Origin of the sequence: Streptomyces sp. NPDC048516 (assembly GCF_043199875.1) — a bacterium.
In the GTDB taxonomy this organism is placed as follows: Bacteria; Actinomycetota; Actinomycetes; order Streptomycetales; family Streptomycetaceae; genus Streptomyces.
Genome location: NZ_JBICWS010000007.1, coordinates 154,817 through 175,017 on the forward strand (window position 1 = coordinate 154,817; position 20,201 = coordinate 175,017).

Below are 20,201 nucleotides of genomic sequence, written 5' to 3' on the forward strand. Positions count from 1 at the left end.
TCGGCTCGGCCAGGACCGGTCCGGGCGCCGGGCCGCGGCGGCACGGCCTACGCGTCGCCGTCCTCCGCGAGCCGGGCCGGGAAACCGCCGGTCGCCACCGGCCCCCAGCGCAGCGGCGTCACCCGGATCAGCGACTTGCCCTGGCGGCGCATCGACTCCCGGTACTCGTCCCAGTCCGGGTGCTCCCCGGCGATGTTGCGGTAGTACTCGACAAGCGGCTCGACCGAATCCGGGGCGTCGATGACCTCGGCCTCGCCGTCGATCTGCACCCACGGGCCATTCCACTCGTCGGACAGCACGATGACGCTGACCGACGAGACCCGGCGGACGTTACGGACCTTGGCGCGCTCCGGATACGTCGACATGACCAGCCGTCCGGAGTCGTCCACCCCGCAGGTCAGCGGCGAGCCCTGCGGGGTGCCGTCGCCGCGGCGGGTGAGCAGGATCGCGCGGTGACGGGGGCGGACGAACTCCAGCAGTCCGGGCAGCTCGACGCGGGTGTTGCGGGCGATGGAAGGGCTCATGCGGGTGAGCCTAGGGGGTGGGCGGAGTGCGCGCGCAGGCGAACCGCGGAGCGGGCGCGCGCTCACGCCGCACCCGCCGGTCAGCCCTTGAGGAGCTGCTTGCCCGTCGCCGCGTCCACGACCTTGCGGCCGTCCAGCGCGCTCTTGAGGTGCACGGTCACCTTGTCGGTGGCCAGTTGCTCGGTGCACATCCCCTTGGCGCTCTTGCGCTTGCCCCAGCCGGTGATCACCACAAGGTCCTTCGACTCCTGGCTGCGCGCCCCGAAGCGGGCATCGCAGGCGCTGTGCCCGACGGTGACGGTGATCTCCCGTGCCCCCGTCTTCTCGGGGCGCTGCGCGGCGACCAGCGGCAGCAGCGCCTGCCGGCGGCCGTGAACGGGGGAGACCTTCGGCCAGTCGTGCACGATCTGGTCCGCGCGCCGCTCGAACTCATCCTGCTTCTTCGGCGGCACCGCGGGGGTCACCTTCTGCTGATTCTGGCCACAGCCGGACAGTGCGACGGCGCCGGCTGCCGCCAGCGCGAGCACGGCGGTGAAGGTACGGGTGCGGGAGAGGTGGGATCCTCGCATGACATTGCCTCCTTGTGTCACGGATGGGACGTGCCAGGCGCAAGACAGGTTCCGGCCGCTTTCCGCCGTTGCCGTGGATGCTGACGGTGCCGCCGGGGCCGGGGAGACGCCGCGTCGCCGTCCGGTCCGTCCACCGTGAAACCCGGTCCGCCCACGGCGAAACAGTGGCGGCGGCGGACCGTCCGCCCGCTAGCGTCCGAGCCATGGACACCCTCACCGAGCTCACCCCCACCGTCTGGCAACTCCCCTTCCCCGTAGGGCACGTGTACCTCGTCGCCCTCCCCGACGACGGCTACGCGGTGGTCGACACCGGCCTCCCCGGCTCGGCCCCCGCCATCCTCGACGCCCTCGCCACGCTCGGTGGCCGTCCGGAACAGCTGCGGCAGATCGTGCTCACCCACTCCCACCTGGACCACATGGGCTCCGCGGCCGATCTGGCCGCCGCCACCGGCGCCCGCGTCCTGGCCGGGGCGCTCGACGCCCCGTACATCCGCGGCACCGCCCCCGAACCCACGCCGGTGCCGACCCCCGCGGAACAGGCCCTGCACGAAGGGATCATGGTGAACCTGGCGGCCGCCGGGACGCCGCCGCTGCGCCACGCCGAGGTCGATATCGTCCTGCACGACGGGGACACCCTCGACGGCTGGGGGGAAGAGGTGCGGGTGCTGCACGTCCCCGGCCACACCCCCGGCGGGATCGCCCTGCACCTCCCCGCGAGCCGGCTGCTCTTCCCCGGCGACATCATCGGCACCGACCCCGACGGCCGCCGCGCGGTCCTCGGCCCCTTCAACGTCGCACGTGAGGAGGCCATCGTGTCCTTCCGGCGGCTCGCCGCCCTCGATGACGTCGAGACGGTCTGCGTACCGCACGGCGTCCCCCTGCGCACCGGCGCCCGGGACGTACTGGCCGCCGCCACACCGGAGAAGGACTGGCTCTGAACGGTGCCCGCGCGGGGCGCGGCGCATCCCCGCCGCCTGCTGACACGGGTAATCTCGCGCGGGCGCGGCCCGGGCCCCGGCCACCGGACCGGGGAGCACCGGCAGGCGGGCGAGCGCGGAATGCGAGGAGAGACACGGGCATGCAACTGCACACCCACGAGTGGGGCACCGGCGAGCGGACCGCGGTGCTGGTCCACGGGCTGATGTCCGATCACCGCACCTGGCACCGCGTCGCTCCGGCGCTCGCCGACCGGGGCTATCGCGTCCTCGCCGTCGATCTGCGCGGCCACGGCCGCAGCCCGCGCGGCGACTACGACACCGAGCGGTACGCCGAAGACCTCGTGGAGACCCTGCCCGCCGCCCCCGAGCTCGTCATCGGACATTCACTGGGCGGCCTGGCACTGTCCCTGGCGGTGGAGCGGCTGCAGCCGCGGCGGGCCGTCTACAGCGACCCGGCCTGGTCGTTCCCCAGGTTCCAGGAGCCCGTCGATCCGGGCCTGTTCGTCGCGTTCAAAGGGGCCGACCGGGCGATGCTGCGCACCTTCAACCCGCGCTGGAACGACACCGACCTCGACATCGAGCTGGCCACGATCGCGCAGTGGGACACCGCCACCGCCCTCGCGCTGTCCGCCGTCCACCGACAGGACCATGTGCCCGAGAAGCCGGTCGTCCCGTCGCTGGTGCAGTTCGCGGGGGAGGGGTTCCTCTTCTCCCAGCAGGCGGCGGACGAGCTGACCGGCCGCGGCTTCGAGGTCCGTACGGTGCCCGGCGTCGGACACACCATCCACCGCGACGACTTCGACGGCTTCATGGCGGGGCTGGAGGGGTGGGTCTAGGGCAGACACCGCTCCGGGCTCCGGCGGCCCGGCCTGGCCCGGCCCGGCCGGGGCGCCGGCCGCCGCTCCGTCACGTATCGCAGTCCAGCAGCGTCTTGCACAGCCCGCAGCGGGCCTGCAGGCGGCCACGGACCGGGACGCGGATCCGCTGGTGGCAGGCGGGGCAGGGGAAGGACACCCGCAGGGGCGGCGGGCCCTCGAAGGCATAGTCGGCGGTGGCGGGCGGGCGGCCGGTGCGCCGCGGATCCTGCGCCGCCCGGCGGTCCTTGGCGTAGCGCCGCCGGGCGGCCCAGCCGGCGGCGGCGAGCGGCGGCCGGCGGGCGTCCCGGCGGGCCCGTGCCGCGCCCGCCGTGTACGCGTCGTACGCCTGCGGGCTGGTGAACCACGGCGACGGGTCCTCGCCGAAGAACTCGGCCCGCTGGGCGAGGACATAGCCGAACTCCTCCGGCGTCAGATAGCCGAGCTTCTGCGAGAACGGGCCGTGCTCGCGGTAGGCGTCCAGCAGCAGCCAGCCCGCGCCGAGGTACGCGGCCGCGGTGTCGGTGAGGATCTCGTTGTCCCGGGTGCCGGGGAACGACAGGTCCAGGCGGTGCAGGCACAGATGCATCACCTCATGGGCCAGCGCGGCGCCGATGTCCTTGCGGTGCTTCTTGAAGCGGTCGTTGAGCTCGATGAAGTACTCGGGCCCGGCGGTGAGTTCGACCGCCGCGGCGTGTTCCATCTCCCGGAACGTGATGACCGTCCGCGCGTCCGGCAGATGCAGCTGGCGGAGCATGGCCCGGGCGATCCGCTGTGCCCCCAGGTGCAGATCCTCGGTCTCGTCGAAGGCCGCATCGACCGGCAGCACGCTGGTGGCAAAGGTGCTCACCGTGTCGTACGACAGGCGTTTGAACAGCGCATGGACGGCCGCGCGCACCGTGTCGAGATGGGGGAATCCGTGCTCGATGTCACTGCCGCCCGTGGTCACCCGGCCACTGTACGGGGGGCCGGGAAAGTCCGGTATGGGCCGTACGGGGCCCGTGGGGTAAGCGAGTTGGCCGGATGCGCACTCTTGTCACCCCGATCGGCCACTCCACATAATCACAGGGCGCTTTACGGACTCATCCCCCACTGGGTCCGGTCGCCTTGCGGCGTGCGGCCGTCCTCCACACACCTTCTGCGGCGGCCACGTCCGGCTCCGGTGTTGGCATGGGCTCGTCATCGACGTGCAACCCCCCACGAAAGGAAGCCCGTTGCGCAGCTACCGGAAGCCCCTCAAAAGATCCCTTGCCCTCGGTGCCGTCGCCCTGGCCGCCGTCAGCCTCCAGCCCGGCTCGGCCTTTGCCGCCCCCTCGGCGGGCCCGTCCGGCTCGGTCCACACCAAGGTCGTCGGCGGCACCAAGGCCGACCAGGGTGAATTCCCTTTCATGGTCCGGCTGTCGATGGGCTGTGGCGGCGCCCTGTACGCCAAGGACATCGTGCTCACGGCGGCGCACTGCGTCGACGGCAGCGGCGACAACACCTCCATCACCGCCACCGCGGGTGCGGCCGACCTGGAGGACTCGCACGCCGTCAAGGTGAACTCCACCAAGGTCCTCCAGGCCCCCGGCTACAACGGCAAGGGCAAGGACTGGGCACTCATCAAGCTCGCCAAGCCGATCGACCAGCCCACGCTGAAGATCGCCGAGGACGACAAGCTCAACAACGGCGACTTCACCATCGCCGGCTGGGGCGCCGACAAGGAGGGCGGCGAACAGCAGCGCTACCTCCTCAAGGCCACCGTGCCGTTCGTCGATGACGCCGCCTGCCAGAAGGCCTACGGCGACCAGCTGACGCCCGGCGACGAGATCTGCGCCGGCAAGCTGGACACCGGCGGCATCGACACCTGCCAGGGCGACTCCGGCGGCCCGATGTTCCGCAAGGACGACGCCGGGCAGTGGCTCCAGGTCGGCATCGTCTCCTGGGGCGAGGGCTGCGCACGCCCCGGCAAGCCCGGTGTCTACAGCGAGGTGAGCACGTTCGCCGCGAACATCAAGAAGGCCGCGGGCGAACTGGGCGGCTGACCGCGCCTCGTACGCGATCCGCGCCGCGTAAGCGATCCGGACACCGCGTACGCGATCCGTACCACGCGCACACGGAGCACGGCACGCACACGGAGCACGGCACGCACACGGAGCACGGCACGCACACGGAGCACGGCACGCGAACCGCACCACCTGCACGAAGGGCCCGGGGATCCGCGGTGGATCCCCGGGCCCTTCGGCGGAGTCCGAAGCCACCGGCCTCGGTCCGGGACCTTGGTCCCTTCGCGCCACGGCCATTGGTCCGTCCGCCGCGGGACCTAGCTCGTGCCCGCGGCCGGGCCTTGTGCCGTCACGGATGACCGGACGGCCTATGGGCCACCCGCGACTTGCTTCCTACCGTGAACGGTATGAGCAACGAGCCCCGCCCCCGACCCCCGGCACGTGACCGCGGCCACCGAGCGACGGTCCTCGCCGCGCTGCTCCTCGCCGCCTCCGCGGCCACCCTCGCCTATGTGCTGCTCGGCGGCCCGGACAACCCCGTCGAGCTGCCCGCCGAGGACCACCCGAACGCGGTCCGGGGCTGATCGGCAGGCTCCCGCCGCCGGGCGCACCGGGCCGTCCCCGGCCGCGGCGGCCCGAACACCGCCGCCCGGAGGGGAGAACGACTCGCCGCCCGGAGGGAAGAAGGACACGCCGTCCGGAGGGGAGACGGTGACGCCGCCCGGAGAGACGGAGACCGGCCCGCTACCCCGAGGGCGCCCAGGAGGAACGACATGCCGATCAGCGTGGTGATCGCGGACGACCAGGAAGTGGTCCGGATGGGATTCCGGACGGTTCTGGAGAGCCGGCCCGACATCGAGGTCGTCGCCGAGGCCACCGACGGCGAGGCCGCCCTCGCGGCCGTCGAGCGGCTGCGCCCCGATGTGCTGCTGCTGGACATCCGGATGCCCGGCACCGACGGGCTGGAGGTCACCCGGCGGCTGACCGAGCGCACGCCCGGCGGCCCCGAGGTCCGGCACACCCCAGGGATCGTCATCGTCACCACCTTCGACCTGGACGCATACGTGCAGGCCGCGCTGGACGGCGGCGCCTCGGGCTTCCTGCTCAAGGACGCCAGCCCCGCGCTGCTCGTGGAGGCCGTTCGGGCCGCCGCCGTCGGCCACTCCCTGCTCTCGCCCTCGGTCGCCGCCCGGCTGCTGCGTGAGCTGTCCCCGGCCGGCGGCAACGGCCGGGCGCCGGCCCGCACCCCCTCCGAGCCGCTGACCGGCCGCGAACGGGATGTCGTCCGGGCGCTGGCCGGCGGCCGGACCAACGCCGAGATCGCCGGCGCCCTGTATCTGTCGCTGTCCACGGTCAAGTCCCATCTGGCGAACGTGCAGACCAAACTGGACGCCCGCAACCGGGTCGAGATCGCCTTCTGGGCCTGGGAGAGCGGTCTGTCCTCCGGCGGCCCGTGAGCGAGCACGGCGAGCGCACCGGGACACGGCGCGTCCCGGGCCGCATCCCGGTGCGCGCCCGGTGGGCCGCCCTGGGCAGCCGGCCGGCACGGGGGGCGAAGACCCGTCCGCGGCAAACCGTCGCCGCCCGGGCCGCCCTCGCGGTGGCACTGCTGCTCCTCGTCGGGTTCGAGACCCTGGCGACGGCACACCAGCCCGCCCGGCCACACCTGATCGTGACGGCCGCCGGCACCGTGGTCGGTCTGTGTGCGGTGCCCTCCGACCGGATCCCGCTGACCGGGCGGGTGTGGACCGCGGCCGCGGTCTCCCTCACCGCGTCGGCGGTGCTGATCGCCGGACCGCACGCACGGGACGTGTGGGGCCTGGGCGAGGGCATCGCCCTGCTCGTCCTGCTCGGCGCCGTGGTCCGGCGGGCGCCCGGCCGCACCGCCGCCGTCCTCGGTCCGCTGCTGGGCCTGGCCTGTGTGCTCGCCCCGCTGCGGGACGTCCGGCCGGGGCTGTTCACCGTCGTCTCCGCCGTGCTGACCGTGGTCGTCGCCGCGTATGCGGCGATCTGGCGCCGGCAGGACGCCCGGCGGCTGCGCGATCTCGCGGCCGTCCGGGCCGCCGAGCGCCTGGAGCTGGCGCGGGAGCTGCACGACCTGGTCGCCCACCATGTCACCGGCATCGTCGTCCAGGCCCGCGCCGCCCGCTTCACCGCTCTCGAAGGCCGGCCGGCCGGTGCCACCCTCGAACGGATCGAGGCCTCCGGCAGCGAGGCGCTGGGCGCGATGCGCCGGCTGGTGCGGGTCCTGCGCGAGGACGGGGCACACCCCCACCCGGTCGCCGGGCTCGCCGAGGTCCGGGCGCTGACCGAGGCGTTCGCCCGCACCGGCCCGCCGGTCGTCCTCTCCGTCGACACCGGCCTGGCGCAGACGCTGCCCGACGATGTGGCCGCGGCGGTCTACCGCATCGTCCGCGAGGCGCTGACCAATGTCCGCAAGCACGCGGCGGATGCCACGGCGGTACGGATCGGCCTGCGGTCCGTCCCCTTCGGGGCGGAGCTGCGCATCGCCAACGACGGCGGCAGACCGGCCCGCCTCGGCGAACAGGCCCGCGGCGGCGGCTTCGGACTGGCCGGGCTCACCGAACGGGCCGAGGCGATGGGCGGACGGCTCCTCGCGGGCCCCGCGGCCGAGGGCGGCTGGGAACTCACCGCCGTACTGCCCCTCGACAGCGGGGCGACGGCCTGAGGCCCCCGGGTCGCACCGGCCGTACGGGCCGCACCGGCTTCCCGCCGCACCGGCCGCCCCCGCTCCCCCCGGTCCGCCCCGCTTCCCGCCGCACCGGCCGCCGGACCGCCCCGCTTCCCGCCCGCCCCCGCCGCCCCCGACGGCGCCCCACATCTGTCCAACACCTGCCCCTCCTTTGTCCATAGGCGCACCACCCGCACGCGCAGCACGCTGTCCGCCGACAGGCAGTGCAGGTACGAAGGAGGACGTGCGCGTGAACGAACAGACCGGCGCCCCGCGCGGGCCCAGCCGAAGAAACGTCGTCGCCGCCACCGCGCTCGCCGGGGCGGCGGGCGCCCTCCCGCTCGGGACGCACTCCGCCACCGCCGCACCCCGCGGAGGCGAGGCGGTGCTCCGGTCCGAGGCGCTGGAGGTCCGGGTCGACAGCGCCTTCCCCCGGATCGTCTCCTACACCGACCGCGGCACCGGCGCCGTCCTGCACGGCCAGGACACCCCGGTCACCCAGGTCCTTCTCGACGGCACCGCCCACACCCCCCGCGTCACCCACCGCACCCGCGCCGACCGCGCCACCTACACCCTCGGCTTCGACGGCGGCACCAGGATCACCGTCGAGATCGCCGTCCGGGACCGGCGCACGACCTGGCGGGTCACCGGCATCACCGACACCCCGGCGCTGCGCATCGGCACCCTGGAGATTCCCGGCCTCGCCCTGCTGAGCGTCCGCAGCGACCAGCCCGGCGCCGTCCTGCTGGCCGCCCGGATCGAACTGGACAAGGCCAAGAGCGGCGACACCCTGGTACAGGTCACCGACGCCACCCCCGCCGAGGCCGCACCCACCGGATGCGCCTACGCCGTGGTCGCCACCGACGCGCTGGCCGGCGCCGTCGAGACCAACACCTGCTACGACCGGCCCACCGGGGCCACCAGCTGGGAGAACGGCCGCCTCTGGCGGCAGACCGTCAAGGGCGACGGCTTCGTCAAGGCCCAGCTGTCCTGCGGCCAGTGGACCCACAGGGCGGCCGGGCAGCCGTCTCCCACTCCCGACTCCTCCCCCACTCCCGACTTCGCTCGACCGGGGGGACCCCCACGAGCGGGAGGCGCCCCCGGCGCCACCGACCCGCTGCCGTACGCGACCGTCATCGTCACCGGCGACCGCAACGGCGACGGGAAGACCGACTGGCAGGACGCCGCCATCGCGCTGCGCGACATCATGGTCATGCCGCTGGGCGCCGACGCACAGCATCTGCGGGTCGTCCCGCACATCCCGTTCAACTTCGCCAGCCAGGCCACCAACCCGTTCCTCGCCACCCTCGACCACATCAAGCGGATCGCCCTGGCCACCGACGGGCTGCGGCAGTTCACCCTCCTCAAGGGCTACCAGTCCGAAGGCCACGACTCCGCCCACCCCGACTACGGCGGCAACTACAACACCCGGGCCGGCGGCCTGGCCGACCTCAACGCCCTGCTCCGCGCCGGCAAGAAGTGGAACAGCGACTTCGCGGTGCACGTCAACGCCACCGAGTCCTACCCCGTCGCCCACGCCTTCTCCGAGAAGCTGGTCGACAAGAACGACAAGCAGTGGGACTGGCTCGACCAGTCCTACCGCATCGACGCCCGCCGCGATCTGCTCTCCGGCGACATCGCCCGGCGCTTCGCGCAACTGCGCAAGGAGACCGACCCGGCCCTCAACACCGTCTACCTCGACGTCTTCCGCGAGTCCGGCTGGAACTCCGACCGGCTGCAGCGCCACCTGCGCGACCAGGGCTGGCAGGTCGCCACCGAATGGGGCCACGGCCTGGAGCGCTCCGCCCTGTGGTCGCACTGGGCGAACGAGACCGACTACGGCCCCGACACCTCCCGCGGCATCAACTCCCGGCTCATCCGCTTCCTGCGCCACCACCACAAGGACGTCTTCGCCGACAAATGGCCCACGCTGCTCGGCAACGCCCGGATGGGCAACTTCGAGGGCTGGGTGGGCAAGACCGACTGGAACGCGTTCCACACGATCATCTGGACCGACGCCCTGCCCGCCAAGTACCTCCAGGCGTACCCGATCAGCACCTGGGACGCCCACGAGATCACCTTCGAGGGCCCCACCAAGACCTCCGTCAGCGACGCCGAGGGCACCCGCAAGATCACCACCGACGGCCGGCTGGTCTACGACGACGGCACCTACCTGCTCCCCTGGGAACCCCGCCGGGCCACCGACCCGCACCGCCTCTACCACTACAACCCGCACGGCGGCACCACCACCTGGACGCTGCCGCGCGGCTGGGCGGGCGCGGCCGCCGTCTACGCCTACCGGCTCACCGACCAGGGCCGTACCGCGGAGACCCGGCGCCCCGTCAGCGGCGGCAAGATCACCCTCACCGCCCGGCCCGGTGTCGCCTACGTCGTGCACCGCGCCAAAGCCCCGGTGCAGCGCGACCCCGTCTGGGGCGAGGGCACACCCCTGACCGACCCCGGTTTCCACTCCGGGAACCTCGCCGGCCGGCAGGTCACCGGACCGGCCTCCGTCCGGCTCAGCAAGACGGGCGACTACGAGCTGGTCATCGACGCCGGCACCGCCGCCACCGTCGCCCAACGACTCGCCCGGCTCGCTCCCGGCAGCTACGCCGCCTCCGTGCAGGTCGAGGTCGGCGCCACGGCGGGGGAGCGGCGACGGGCCGCCCTGGAGGTCCGTACCGCCGACGGCGTCACCGCCGCCAACTGGACCGACACCTCCACCGCCGGCAACTACGTCGCCGCCGACCGCAAGTCCGGCACCCGCTTCCAGCGCCTCTTCACCCACTTCACCGTCCCCGGGGGCGGCGGCCCGGTCACCCTCACCCTCACCGCGGCGGCCGGCCGGGCCCGGGTCAGGTTCGACAACCTCCGCGTCGTACCGGCCCGGCCCACCACCAAGCAGGGCACCCTGGCCTACGAGGACTTCGAGCACGTGCCCCAGGGCTGGGGCGTCTTCGTCAAGGGTGACGCGGGCGGCAGTACCGACCCCCGCACCCATATCGCCCAGCGGCACGCCCCGTTCACCCGGCGCGGCTGGAACGGCAAGGCCATCGACGACGTCATCGACGGCGGCCAGTCGCTCAAGTCACGCGGCGAGAACACCGGACTCGTCTACCGGACGGTTCCGCACACCGTCCGCTTCACCCCCGGCCGCCGCTACCGCGTCACCTTCCGCTACGAGAACGAGAAGGCCGGCCAGTACGCCTGGGTCACCGCCGTCGACACACCCGCTTCCCGCGAACTGAACCGCACCCCGCTGCCCGTCGCCACCCAACCCGCCACCCACGCCTACGAGTTCACCGCACCGGCCGACGGCGAGGCATGGGTGGGGCTGCGCAAGGTGGCCGATGACGCGACCGCGGAGTTCGTCCTGGACTCCTTCGAGGTACGCGAGATCTGACGCGCCCTGGGGCGGCGCCCCCGCCGCCCCAGGGACCGCTCAGCGCCCGCCCGCGCACGGATACAGACCGGGCGCCCCCGCCTCGTCACCCACCAGGGCCGGGGCGCCCTCCCACTCCCACAACAGCAGCTCGTTGGCGCCCTCGCGCAGCACCGGGCCCGGGACGTACAGGGTCCGCTGCGGCCCGAGACCCCAATAGCGCCCCAGACAGAAACCGTTGATCCAGGCGAAACCGTGATGCCACCCCGGCAGCGCGAGATCGGCGTCCCCGGGCCGCCCGGCCACCGTCACCGTCCCCCGGTACAGCCCCGCGGCCCCGCCCGCCTCCTCCACCTCCCGGAACGGAACGTTGGCCAACGCCCCGGGTTCCTCCATCGCATCCAGCCGCAGTCCCCGGGACCGCACGCCGTGCAGAAACTGCCGCTCGTGCAGCAGCCCGCCCGTGATCCCCTTGGACTCACCGAGCCGCGGCCCGTAGTTGACCCGTCCCAGCGACGCCACCCACAACTCCACCGACGCCGGCCCGGCCACCTCCCCGAGCACGGCGTCCTCGGTGTCCACCACCGGCGCGCGCACCCCGTCGACCCACACCACCGCCCGGTCCCGCAGCCCGCTCACCCGCAGCGGACGGGGGCCACGCGGCCCCGGTACCCCGACCCGGTAGCGGACCACGCCCCGGTCCACCCCCAGCTCCTCGAACGTGGCCGGAGCGCCCCCCTCCCTCTCCGCACCGCCCAGCACCTCCATCACGTCCCCGGCGCACGCCCACTCACCGACCACCGCACACACCGGCTCCGCCAGCACCCGCAGCGGCTCCGGCACCCGGGGCAACGGCCCGTCCGCCCACTCGGCGAGCACCTTGCGGAACCGCCAGAACTTCTCCGTGGGACGCCCGCGTTCATCGACCGGCGCCCCGTAGTCGTAGGAGGTGACCGTCGGCTGCAGCACCCCGTCATGCAGCTCGCCCGCGCGGTTCGCCCCCGCCCACCCGCCGAAATTCGTCCCGCCGTGCGCCATATAGATATTGACCGAAGCGCCGCACTCCAGAATCTCCCGCAGCGTCGCCGCGGCATCCTCCGGAGCGCGCGGCACGTGCTCCTGCCCCCAGTGCGCGAACCACCCGCACCAGAACTCCATGCACATCAAGGGCCCCCGGTCCTGATGGCGCCGCAACGCCGCCAGCGCCTCCCCGGCCCCCGAACCGAAGTTGACGGTGGCCGGCAGGCCAGGAACCGAACCACCGCTGAGCATGTGGTCCTCGGGCCCGTCCGAGGTGAACAGCGGCACGTGCACCCCCAGCGCCCGCAGCCGTTCCACGAGGTGCGCCAGATACACCCCGTCGCTGCCGTACGAGCCGTACTCGTTCTCCGCCTGCACCATGATCACCGGCCCGCCGCCCGCGCCGCCGGGCCCCGCCGCCGTGCACTGCCGCGCCACGACCTGCGGCAGCAGCCGCCCGAACCAGGCGTCCACGGCCCGCAGATACGACGCATCCCGCGTCCGCACCCGCCGCCCCAGCGGCCCGGTCAGCCACTGCGGCAGCCCGCCGTTCTCCCACTCCGCGCAGATGTACGGTCCCGGGCGGACGATCGCCCACAGCCCCGCCGCCTGCACCGCGTCCAGGAACCGCCCCAGCGCCTCCGGGTCCCTGAACTCGCCGGGCCGCGGCTCGTGCAGATTCCACGGCACATAGGTCTCCACGCAGTTCAGGCCCATCGCCCGCAGCATCGCCAGGCGGTGGTCCCACTGCGCCTCGTGCACGCGGAAGTAGTGCATCGCCCCGGACAGCAGCCGCACCGGCCGCCCGTCCAGCATGAAGTCCCGCTCGCCCGCCTCGAACTGCGTCACGTCACCCGCCCCTGTGTCGTCTCCCGTGCGCCACCGGCCGGGCGCACCCGGTCACCGGTCACCCTTGCCCTCTGGCGGTGTGACGGTCCATGGACAAAGATCGGATCTGTTTGGACGGTTCGACGGTCCGACGGTCCGACGGTCCGACGGAGCGGTACGGAGCGGCGGAGCGGTACGGAGCGGAGGAGCGGTACGGAGCGACGGGAGGCCCGGACGTGTACCACACCTGGATGCGCTACTTCACCCCGAGCCCGGTCCACCACCGGCTCGGCCTGGTGTGCCTGGGAGTCGGTCTCCAGCACGGCACCCTGCCCACGGTAGGTCCGCGCACCCTCGACCACCATGTCGCCATCGTCATCAGCGCCGGCCGCGGCTGGTTCACCGCCCCCGACGGCCGGCGCCGTGCGGTGACCGCCCCCGCCCTGCTGTGGATCATGCCGGGGGTGCCGCACCACTACGGCGCCGACCCGGAGACCGGCTGGGACGAGAGCTTCGTCGACTTCACCGGGCCGGCCGCCGCGACCTACACCGAACTCGGCTACATCGAACCGGACCGCCCGCTCGTACCGCTCGCGGACACCGGGCCGGCCCGGACCGCCATCGGACGGATCGCCCGCGCGGCGCGGCGGGGCAACCCCCTGCTGGAGGTGGAGACCTCGGCCGCGGTCCACGAACTCCTCGTCGCCCTGCGCAGGGCACGCGCCGACACCGACGCCGACGGGGACCCGGTCCTCCAGGCTCTCGCCCGGGACGCCTTCCTCCCGCTCTCGGTCGCCGAACACGCCGCCCGGCACGGTATGACCCCCGTGGAGCTGCGCACCGCCGTACGCCGCGGCGCCGGCTGCAGCCCCAAGGACTACCTGCTGGGCATACGCCTGGGCCGCGCAAAGGAACTCCTGGCGGGAACCGAACTCCCGGTGGCGGCGGTGGCCCGCCGGGTCGGCTACGACGACCCGGCGTACTTCAGCCGCCTGTTCACCCGGCGGGTCGGCACCGCCCCCGTACGCTTCCGCGACCGCCAGGTCCGCAACGTACCCGGCGGCTGGTCCACACAGGTCCCCGACCCGGATGACCCGCCCCTGGTCAGGGGGTGGAACGGCTGACGGGGGCTGGCTGAATCCGTGCGCGTGGCCCGTGGCCGGCGCCGGGCACGGGGTCGCTTTGCTGCGTGGGCCGGGTGCGGGTTGCCGGTGGCTGGGGCCGGTTCGCCTATTCGTTGTGGGTGGTGGGTCGGACGGGCTCCGGTGCGTCCCCTCCGACCCCCGCGGCAACCACTTAAGCCGCCCGAGAGCGAGCCCCACGCAGCCGCACCGAACAACGGCCGGTGCGCGCCCCACAGGGGCGCGGGGGACTGCGCGCCCGGCCCCAACGCACCCGCAGACAACGAACGCCCCCACCTCACCCCGCAGAACAGGGATGCACCGCCCACCCGCGTTACGGCAGCATGACGTCATGCCCGCACTGCAGCGCGACGAGGCGCAGACCCGAGCCCGGCTCATCGACGTCCACCGTTACGAGATCGCCCTCGACCTCACCCGGGGCGAGGACCACTTCGCCTCCCGTACGGTCATCCACTTCACCGCGCACGCAGACGGCGACACCTTCGTCGAGGTCAAACCCGCCGAGCTGCACTCCGCCACCCTCGACGGCCGCCCCCTCGACCCCGCGGCCCTGGACGGCAACCGCCTCCCGCTCACCGGCCTCACCCCCGGCGAGCACGCACTACGCGTGGACGCCACCATGCGCTACTCCCGCACCGGCGAAGGCATGCACCGCTTCACCGACCCCGCCGACGGCGAGACCTACACCTACACCCAGCTCTTCATGGAGGACGTCCAGCGCGTCTTCGCGGCCTTCGACCAGCCCGACCTCAAGGCCGTCTTCGCCCTCACCGTCACCGCCCCCGCCGACTGGACCGTCCTCGGCAACGGCATCGCCACCCAAGGCGACCCCGGCCACTGGACCCTCGCCCCCACCCAGCTGATCTCCACCTACCTCGTCGCCGTCGCCGCCGGACCCTGGCACTCCGTACGCACCGAACACGCCGGACTGCCCTTCGGCCTCCACTGCCGCCGCTCCCTGGCCCCGTACCTCGACGCCGACGCCGACGAAATCCTCGACCTCACCCGGCGCTGCTTCGACCGCTACCACCAGATCTTCGAGGAGCCCTACCCCTTCGACTCCTACGACCAGGCCTTCGTCCCCGAGTTCAACGCCGGGGCCATGGAGAATCCCGGCCTGGTCACCTTCCGCGACGAATTCGTCTTCCGCTCCGCCGTCACCGACACCGAACGCCAGACGCGCGGCATGGTCGTCTCCCACGAAATGGCCCATATGTGGTTCGGTGACCTCGTCACCCTCCAATGGTGGGACGACATCTGGCTGAACGAGTCCTTCGCCGAATACATGGGCTACCAGGTCCTGGCCGAAGCCACTCGCTTCAAGGACACCTGGACGGATTTCGCCATCGCGCGCAAGGGCTGGGGCTACGACGCCGACCAGCGCCCCTCCACCCACCCCGTCGCCCCCGCCCCCGAGGACGTCCCCGACACCACCTCGGCGCTCACCAACTTCGACGGCATCTCCTACGCCAAGGGTGCCTCCGCACTGCGCCAACTCGTCGCCTGGATGGGGGAGAAGGACTTCCTCGCCGGTATCAACGACCACTTCGCCCGGCACCGCTTCGGCAACGCCACCCTCGCCGACTTCATCGATTCGCTCTCCCGCGCCACCGACCGCGACGTCCACGCCTGGGCCGGGCGCTGGCTGCGCACCACGGGAGTCGACACCCTGACCCCCGTCGTGGAAGAAGGCGCGGACGGCCATTGGAGCGTGTCCGTCGAGCAGACCGGAAGCCAGGACGGCATCCGCCCGCACCGGCTCACCGTCGGCCTCTACGACCACGACCGCACCACCCCGGGCCGCCTCGTCCCGCGCGAGCCGCTGTCCTGGGACGTGCCCGACGGCGGCGGCCACTCCGCCACGGGCGGCCGCCCCGCCCTGCTCCTGCTCAACGACCAGGACCTCACCTACGCCAAGGTCCGCCTCGACCCCGTCTCCTGGGACGCCGCCCTCGGCGCCCTGTCCGGACTTCCCGAACCGCTGACCCGCGCCGTGGTGTGGAACGCCGCCCGCGACATGGTCCGGGACGGCGAACTGGCCCCCGCCGCCTACCTCGACGCCGCCCGCACCCACCTCCCCTACGAAACCGACCTCGCCGTCGTCCAAGGCGTCCTCGCCTTCGCCCGCACCCAGATCGCCGACCGCTACCTGCCCCGCACCGAACGCCGCACCGCCCTCGCCACCCTCACCTCCCTCAGCCGCGACATACTCCGCCGCACCGAAGGCCCCGAACACGGCTCGGAAGCGGGGCTGCGGCTCACCGCCGTCCGCACCTTCATCGACAGCGCCACCACTCCCGAAGGCATCCAGGACTGGCTCGACGACGGCAGCGTCCCCGGCGGCCCCCGCCTCGACCCCGAACTGCGCTGGCGCATCCTCGGCCGGCTCGCCACCCTCGGCGCGTCGCCGCTCGACGAACTCCGCGCCGCCATCGACGCCGAACTCGCCCGCGACCCCAGCGCCACCGGCCGCGAGGGCGCCGCCCGCTGCCGCGCCGCGCTCCCCGACCCGGCCGCCAAACAAGCCGCCTGGGACGCCCTGTTCACCACCGACGGCACAGCCGCCCTGTCCAACTACCTCTTCACCGCCACCGCCACCGGCTTCTGGGCACCCGAACAGCACGACCTGCTCCGCCCGTACGTCGCCCGCTACTTCACCGAGGTCCCCGCCCTCGCCGCCGCCCGCGGCCCCGCCCTCGCCGATGCCGCCGGCCGCTACGCCTTCCCCGCCGTCTTCGTCGAGGAGGACACCCTCCGGCGCGGCGAGGCCTGCCTCACCGACGGCGACCCGGCACCCGCCCTGCGCCGCAAGCTCATCGACCAGCTCGATGATCTGCGCAGGGCGCTGAAGGTACGCGCCGCGGCCGGGGGCGCCTAGCCGGGGCCCTCTTCCCACCCTGTTCCGGTTCCTGCCCCGCGCCCCGCCTCCCGGCAGCAGGGCACGGCATACGGAGGGACACCCCGGTCGCCCCGCTCACGGCCGGGGCGACCGGCCGGTCCGGCATGTCGGTACCCGGGCATCTCGTTCGTCCTTAAGCTCGATGGGACATACCGGGCTATTTGCCCCACGACTCCAGGAGTGACCATGACCGGCTCTGCCACCCAGGGAATCAAGACCGTGCTGCACCCCGTGTCCGACCTGGCGACGGCCAAGGCGGTGTACGCCGCCCTGCTCGGCGTGCCGCCGCAGGCCGACGAGTCCTACTACGTCGGCTTCGAGGCCGCGGGCCAGCACATCGGACTGGTGCCGGGCGGCGGACCGCAGGGCATGACCGCACCGGTGGCCTACTGGCACGTGCCGGACATCGAGGCGAAGCTGGCCGAGGTGACCGCCGCGGGCGCCACCGTGAAGGAGCCCGCGCACGAGGTCGGCGGCGGCCGCCTGGTGGCCACCGTCACCGACCCCGACGGCAACGTCCTCGGGCTGCTTCAGGACCGTTGAGCGCCGCGCCGGCCGGGCGGGCTTCGTGCCGGCCCGGCCGGCCGCCGCCGGTCAGACGGGCGCGGTGGGCGCCGCCCGTTGCGCGACCCCTCCGGCACAGCAAAATCAGACGTTACGCTCGGAGCCGGTCAGACCGAACCAGGCGACGCCGACGGAGACCGCGAAGGCGGCCCCTCCTCCCGGATGGAGACACGATGAGCAAGGTCACGAGGACGGACCCGCAGTCGCCCGCACCGCACGCCGCCGACAGTCACGATCTGATCCGCGTGCACGGCGCGCGCGAGAACAACCTCAAGGACGTCAGCATCGAGATCCCGAAGCGCCGGCTGACGGTGTTCACCGGCGTCTCCGGCTCGGGCAAGAGCTCGCTGGTCTTCCACACCATCGCCGCGGAGTCGCAGCGGCTGATCAACGAGACCTACAGCGCCTTCGTGCAGGGCTTCATGCCGACCCTGGCCCGACCCGAGGTCGACGTCCTCGAAGGGCTGACGACCGCGATCATCGTCGACCAGCAGCGGATGGGGGCCGACGCGCGCTCCACCGTCGGCACCGTCACCGACGCCAACGCGATGCTGCGCATCCTCTTCAGCCGGCTGGGGAAGCCGCACATCGGCCCGCCCGGCGCGTACGCCTTCAACGTCCCCTCGGTCCGGGCGAGCGGTGCCATCACCGTCGAGCGCGGAGCCCGCAAGGCGGTGAAGGCGACCTTCACCCGCACCGGCGGCATGTGCCCGCGCTGCGAAGGCCGCGGCACGGTCTCCGACATCGACCTCACCCAGCTCTACGACGACTCCAAGTCGCTCGCCGAGGGCGCGTTCACCATCCCCGGCTGGAAGTCCGACAGCTTCTGGACCGTGCGGGTCTACGCCGAGTCGGGCCTCCTCGACCCGCACAAGCCGATCCGCAAGTTCACCAAGAAGGAGATGCACGACTTCCTCCACCGGGAGCCGACCAAGGTGAAGGTCGAGGGCGTCAACCTCACCTACGAAGGGCTGATCCCCAAGATCCAGAAGTCGTTCCTGTCCAAGGACAAGGAGGCGCTGCAGCCGCACATCCGGGCGTTCGTGGAGCGGGCGGTCACCTTCACCACCTGCCCCGAGTGCGAGGGCACCCGGCTCAGCGAGGGGGCCCGGTCGTCACGCATCGGCGACATCAGCATCGCCGACGCCTGCGCCCTGCAGATCAGCGACCTGGCCGCCTGGGTCCGCGGCCTCGACGAGCCGTCGGTGGCGCCCCTGCTCACCGCGCTGCAACAGACGCTCGACTCGTTCACCGAGATCGGCCTCGGCTACCTCTCGCTCGACCGGGCGTCGGGCACGCTGTCGGGCGGCGAGGCGCAGCGCGTCAAGATGATCCGCCACCTCGGCTCCTCGCTCACCGACACCACCTATGTCTTCGACGAGCCCACCACGGGCCTGCACCCCCATGACATCCAGCGGATGAACAACCTGCTGCTGCGGCTGCGGGACAAGGGCAACACGGTGCTCGTCGTGGAGCACAAGCCGGAGACCATCGCGATCGCCGACCACGTCGTCGACCTGGGCCCCGGCGCCGGTGCGGCGGGCGGCACGGTCTGCTTCGAGGGCACCGTCGAGGGGCTGCGGGCCGGCGGCACCGTCACCGGCCGCCACTTCGACGACCGGGCCGCCGTCAAGAAGACCGTGCGCATCCCCACCGGCAGGCTGGAGATCCGCGGCGCGACGACGCACAACCTGCGCGGCGTCGACGTCGACCTCCCGCTCGGGGTGCTGACCGTCGTCACCGGCGTCGCCGGCTCCGGAAAGAGCTCGCTCGTCCACGGGTCGCTGCCGGGGCGGGCGGGGGCCGCCGGCGAGGGCGTGGTGTCGGTCGACCAGGCCCCGATCCGCGGCTCACGACGGAGCAACCCGGCGACGTACACCGGACTGCTCGACCCGATCCGCAAGGCGTTCGCCAAGGCCAACGGCGTGAAGCCGGGACTGTTCAGCTCCAACTCCGAGGGTGCCTGCCCCACCTGCAACGGCGCCGGCGTCATCTTCACCGATCTGGCGATGATGGCCGGTGTCGCCTCCCCCTGCGAGGAGTGCGAAGGGAAGCGGTTCCAGGCATCGGTCCTGGACCACCACCTCGGCGGCCGCGACATCAGCGAGGTGCTCGCGATGTCGGTGACCGAGGCCGAAGAGTTCTTCGGCGACGGCGAGGCACGCACGCCGGCCGCGCACCGTATCCTCGGCCGGCTCGCCGACGTCGGGCTCGGCTACCTCGGCCTCGGCCAGCCGCTCACCACGCTGTCCGGCGGCGAGCGGCAGCGGCTCAAGCTGGCCACCCACATGGCCGAGAAGGGCGGCGTCTACCTCCTCGACGAACCGACCGCCGGCCTCCACCTCGCCGATGTCGGGCAGCTGCTCGGCCTGCTCGACCGGCTCGTCGACTCCGGCAAGTCGGTCATCGTCATCGAGCACCACCAGGCGGTCATGGCGCACGCCGACTGGATCATCGACCTCGGCCCCGGCGCCGGCCACGACGGCGGCCGGATCGTCTTCGAGGGCACCCCCGCCGACCTCGTCGCCGCCCGCTCCACCCTCACCGGCGAGCACCTCGCGGCCTACGTCGGCACCTGACCCGGGGGAGACCCCCTTCGGCAGGCCCGCGCGGCCAACGTGAGACGGGTGCGGCCCCGGCCCCGGACGGAAAACCGCCGCGGCCGGGAGGCCGACGGCACCCGAACATCTGCGGTACACCCGTACCACTTACGGGTGGTATGACCGCAACCAGTGGATACCGACTGTACAGGGAAAGTAACTTTGGGCTGCCTAAGGGCTGGTCCGCATGGGATCGGCGCCCCA

Annotated in this window: 15 protein-coding genes; 11 read left to right on the forward strand and 4 right to left on the reverse strand. The window is 73.0% G+C overall.

Annotated elements, in window-relative coordinates; all coding sequences use genetic code 11:
- Positions 1-47: 47 nt before the first annotated feature.
- Both ACGFR7_RS16480 and ACGFR7_RS16485 read right to left on the reverse strand, forming a co-directional pair.
- Positions 48-524: a PPOX class F420-dependent oxidoreductase gene (locus ACGFR7_RS16480; protein ID WP_393318946.1), complete on the reverse strand. Its 477-nt coding sequence runs from the start codon at positions 522-524 to the stop codon at positions 48-50.
- Positions 525-604: 80 nt separating this feature from the next.
- Positions 605-1,093: a hypothetical protein gene (locus ACGFR7_RS16485; RefSeq protein WP_393318949.1), complete on the reverse strand. Its 489-nt coding sequence runs from the start codon at positions 1,091-1,093 to the stop codon at positions 605-607.
- Positions 1,094-1,296: 203 nt separating this feature from the next.
- Here ACGFR7_RS16485 and ACGFR7_RS16490 point away from each other — a divergent pair, with 203 nt between their 5' ends.
- On the forward strand, positions 1,297-2,031 hold the full coding sequence (locus ACGFR7_RS16490) for an MBL fold metallo-hydrolase (protein ID WP_393318952.1): 735 nt from the start codon (positions 1,297-1,299) through the stop codon (positions 2,029-2,031).
- A gap of 140 nt (positions 2,032-2,171) precedes the next feature.
- Positions 2,172-2,867, forward strand: coding sequence for an alpha/beta fold hydrolase (locus ACGFR7_RS16495; RefSeq protein WP_393318955.1), 696 nt, complete (start codon positions 2,172-2,174; stop codon positions 2,865-2,867).
- Positions 2,868-2,937: 70 nt separating this feature from the next.
- Here ACGFR7_RS16495 and ACGFR7_RS16500 read toward each other — a convergent pair whose 3' ends face one another.
- On the reverse strand, positions 2,938-3,834 hold the full coding sequence (locus ACGFR7_RS16500) for a hypothetical protein (protein ID WP_393318958.1): 897 nt from the start codon (positions 3,832-3,834) through the stop codon (positions 2,938-2,940).
- Positions 3,835-4,099: 265 nt separating this feature from the next.
- Between ACGFR7_RS16500 and ACGFR7_RS16505 the strand changes: the two genes are divergently transcribed.
- The 5 genes from ACGFR7_RS16505 (at position 4,100) to ACGFR7_RS16525 (ending at position 10,965) form a co-directional block, all read left to right on the forward strand.
- The gene (locus ACGFR7_RS16505; protein ID WP_393318961.1) at positions 4,100-4,909 is read left to right on the forward strand and encodes a S1 family peptidase; all 810 of its coding nucleotides are present in this window, start codon (positions 4,100-4,102) and stop codon (positions 4,907-4,909) included.
- A gap of 368 nt (positions 4,910-5,277) precedes the next feature.
- Positions 5,278-5,454: a hypothetical protein gene (locus tag ACGFR7_RS16510; protein WP_393318964.1), complete on the forward strand. Its 177-nt coding sequence runs from the start codon at positions 5,278-5,280 to the stop codon at positions 5,452-5,454.
- Between the two features lie 189 nt (positions 5,455-5,643).
- Entirely contained in the window at positions 5,644-6,327 is a 684-nt protein-coding gene (locus tag ACGFR7_RS16515; RefSeq protein WP_393318967.1) for a response regulator, read from the forward strand.
- Between the two features lie 71 nt (positions 6,328-6,398).
- Complete coding sequence (locus tag ACGFR7_RS16520; RefSeq protein WP_393319414.1) at positions 6,399-7,559, forward strand: sensor histidine kinase; 1,161 nt, start codon at positions 6,399-6,401, stop codon at positions 7,557-7,559.
- 253 nt (positions 7,560-7,812) lie between these two features.
- A complete protein-coding gene (locus ACGFR7_RS16525; RefSeq protein WP_393318969.1) occupies positions 7,813-10,965 on the forward strand; it encodes an endo-alpha-N-acetylgalactosaminidase family protein in 3,153 nt (1,050 codons plus the stop codon).
- Positions 10,966-11,004: 39 nt separating this feature from the next.
- Here ACGFR7_RS16525 and ACGFR7_RS16530 read toward each other — a convergent pair whose 3' ends face one another.
- Positions 11,005-12,813, reverse strand: coding sequence for a beta-galactosidase family protein (locus ACGFR7_RS16530; protein ID WP_393318972.1), 1,809 nt, complete (start codon positions 12,811-12,813; stop codon positions 11,005-11,007).
- 215 nt (positions 12,814-13,028) lie between these two features.
- Between ACGFR7_RS16530 and ACGFR7_RS16535 the strand changes: the two genes are divergently transcribed.
- The 4 genes from ACGFR7_RS16535 to ACGFR7_RS16550 all read left to right on the forward strand — a co-directional run bounded on the left by ACGFR7_RS16535 (position 13,029) and on the right by ACGFR7_RS16550 (position 19,976).
- Positions 13,029-13,916, forward strand: coding sequence for a helix-turn-helix domain-containing protein (locus tag ACGFR7_RS16535; RefSeq protein ID WP_393319416.1), 888 nt, complete (start codon positions 13,029-13,031; stop codon positions 13,914-13,916).
- 349 nt (positions 13,917-14,265) lie between these two features.
- Positions 14,266-16,812 (forward strand): aminopeptidase N, encoded by a 2,547-nt coding sequence (pepN, locus tag ACGFR7_RS16540; protein WP_393318975.1) that lies wholly within the window; start codon positions 14,266-14,268, stop codon positions 16,810-16,812.
- A gap of 207 nt (positions 16,813-17,019) precedes the next feature.
- On the forward strand, positions 17,020-17,376 hold the full coding sequence (locus ACGFR7_RS16545; protein WP_328387618.1) for a VOC family protein: 357 nt from the start codon (positions 17,020-17,022) through the stop codon (positions 17,374-17,376).
- Positions 17,377-17,570: 194 nt separating this feature from the next.
- Positions 17,571-19,976, forward strand: a complete 2,406-nt coding sequence (locus ACGFR7_RS16550; RefSeq protein ID WP_393318978.1) for an ATP-binding cassette domain-containing protein — start codon at positions 17,571-17,573, stop codon at positions 19,974-19,976.
- The last annotated feature ends 225 nt before the right edge of the window (positions 19,977-20,201 follow it).

What these genes read in the sequence shown, in the direction of transcription:
- ACGFR7_RS16480 (WP_393318946.1), bottom strand. Translation starts at nt 524, where the DNA reads ATGAGCCCTTCCATCGCCCGCAACACCCGCGTCGAGCTGCCCGGACTG.
- ACGFR7_RS16490 (WP_393318952.1), top strand. Translation starts at nt 1,297, where the DNA reads ATGGACACCCTCACCGAGCTCACCCCCACCGTCTGGCAACTCCCCTTC.
- ACGFR7_RS16515 (WP_393318967.1), top strand. Translation starts at nt 5,644, where the DNA reads ATGCCGATCAGCGTGGTGATCGCGGACGACCAGGAAGTGGTCCGGATG.
- ACGFR7_RS16495 (WP_393318955.1), top strand. Translation starts at nt 2,172, where the DNA reads ATGCAACTGCACACCCACGAGTGGGGCACCGGCGAGCGGACCGCGGTG.
- ACGFR7_RS16545 (WP_328387618.1), top strand. Translation starts at nt 17,020, where the DNA reads ATGACCGGCTCTGCCACCCAGGGAATCAAGACCGTGCTGCACCCCGTG.
- pepN (WP_393318975.1), top strand. Translation starts at nt 14,266, where the DNA reads ATGCCCGCACTGCAGCGCGACGAGGCGCAGACCCGAGCCCGGCTCATC.
- ACGFR7_RS16485 (WP_393318949.1), bottom strand. Translation starts at nt 1,093, where the DNA reads ATGCGAGGATCCCACCTCTCCCGCACCCGTACCTTCACCGCCGTGCTC.
- ACGFR7_RS16550 (WP_393318978.1), top strand. Translation starts at nt 17,571, where the DNA reads ATGAGCAAGGTCACGAGGACGGACCCGCAGTCGCCCGCACCGCACGCC.
- ACGFR7_RS16510 (WP_393318964.1), top strand. Translation starts at nt 5,278, where the DNA reads ATGAGCAACGAGCCCCGCCCCCGACCCCCGGCACGTGACCGCGGCCAC.